Origin of the sequence: Aliidiomarina maris (assembly GCF_003987335.1) — a bacterium.
GTDB classification, from domain to species: domain Bacteria; phylum Pseudomonadota; class Gammaproteobacteria; order Enterobacterales; family Alteromonadaceae; genus Aliidiomarina; species Aliidiomarina maris.
The window spans coordinates 1-1,456 of sequence record NZ_PIPK01000033.1 but is presented as its reverse complement, the minus strand read 5'-3'; the positions used below and the strand labels follow the sequence as shown (position 1 = coordinate 1,456).

The following is a 1,456-nucleotide window of genomic DNA, read 5'->3' as shown; positions in this document are numbered from 1 at the left end:
GGTTATGTACGGGTCGCCGTACTTAATAAATTAACCCGCCTTGGCATGCCCGTGAGCGAAATGGTGCGTTAACCCCAGGTGGGAAAGGGGCAATTTTACCCTCGGTACGGATTTGATCAACAAGGCCATATGTCGGAGTTAGAGTCACCGCAACTGCGCCAGACTCTGACCGCTTTCGGGCATTTCAACAACAGGCTTTAGATTACCATCGCGGACCGCAACACCCAGGTATTGGCATCCAAGTGGCGGCCCCATTGACTGAACATTGGTGGCTTCGAAGCTATTTTGATCGTGTGCGATTACAAGTCGCCGACGGCCCGAACGCTTGGGGACACACCTATGGGACTGACGCCCTGTATCATTGGGCAAGCGGCGCCTATGCTGGAGTCGGTATCAACCACACCCGAATGAACGTTCAACGAAACCCCATGGTGCGTGGTAGCCTTGGTTATCGTTTCACGCTGCGCGAGCTCTTTCACCTAATTAATTTTAATTAGGATCTCGTGGCAAGGTAACTTACAAGCGCAGCGAACGTTTCAGTGTTTTTTGACAAAAAATTTATTATAGTAGGCCTTCCTGAATCCTAGCTGAATAATAAAAATTACGGCAAGTAACGCACAGCTACCTGGTTTATTTTTATATTTTTTGATTAGTTACCAGGTTACCTTTCCTTGATTTTTCTTTTAGGTTGTTCTAGCTTTATTATGCTAAGCAAGAGCTATGGTGAATAAAATCTGATTTAATAAATGGAGAATCGAGATGAATTTTGGAAAATATGAGAATTGCATTGAAGCTTGTCACGTATGTGCAGCGTATTGTGACAAGTGTGCAACTGAGTGCCTAAAAGAAGACGACGTAAAAATGATGGCGGAATGTATTCGCCTTAACATGCAATGTGCTCAAATTTGCCGGTTAGCCGCTTCATTCATGGCACAAGAAAGCGAGTTTGCGCACGAGATCTGCCGTCTATGTGCCGACATTTGTAAGAAATGTGGTGATGAGTGTGAAAAACATGATGCATCCCACTGCCAAGAGTGTGCCCAAGCTTGTCACCGCTGCGCTGAAGAATGTGCCGCAATGGCCAGCTAAGCTCTAAGCCAGCCGGGGCGAGCGCTCCGGTTGGACGTTATCTTCTAAGGGGTTAAATACTTTAACTGAGGTTTTAGAACCCGAAGCTGGTATTTTCATGGTTGTAGCTTACTAACAAGCTCGAAGTGCGCCCGTGGGCTAGAAGCTTCTGCTACTTGCTGTCCTGTTTCGTTGAAGAGGACAGCTGAAATACGGTTGCCAGTGCTGGTAAAGCCTGGGAAGTGATCACTAGCTACTGTCTGATCCGTACCACTAAAAGTGGACACTTTGCTAAGCACTATTTTTTAATTCAAAGTTCTCTGGGCTGAGATAGCCAATAGCACTATGCCTTCTTGTCTTGTTGTAATCAACTTCGATGTACTCAAAG

Annotated in this window: 3 protein-coding genes; 2 read left to right on the top strand and 1 reads right to left on the bottom strand. The window is 46.0% G+C overall.

What is annotated here, in order from left to right; all coding sequences use genetic code 11:
- The first annotated feature begins 254 nt into the window (after positions 1-254).
- Together CWE07_RS14210 and CWE07_RS14725 are read left to right on the top strand one after the other, a co-directional pair.
- Complete coding sequence (locus CWE07_RS14210; protein ID WP_126819031.1) at positions 255-497, top strand: hypothetical protein; 243 nt, start codon at positions 255-257, stop codon at positions 495-497.
- Positions 498-759: 262 nt separating this feature from the next.
- Positions 760-1,089 (top strand): four-helix bundle copper-binding protein, encoded by a 330-nt coding sequence (locus tag CWE07_RS14725; protein WP_111570616.1) that lies wholly within the window; start codon positions 760-762, stop codon positions 1,087-1,089.
- 270 nt (positions 1,090-1,359) lie between these two features.
- Here CWE07_RS14725 and CWE07_RS14660 read toward each other — a convergent pair.
- Positions 1,360-1,456 (bottom strand): IS3 family transposase (locus CWE07_RS14660; protein WP_338022191.1); only part of this gene is annotated, 97 nt, incomplete at its 5' end.

What these genes read in the sequence shown, in the direction of transcription:
- CWE07_RS14725 (WP_111570616.1), top strand. Translation starts at nt 760, where the DNA reads ATGAATTTTGGAAAATATGAGAATTGCATTGAAGCTTGTCACGTATGT.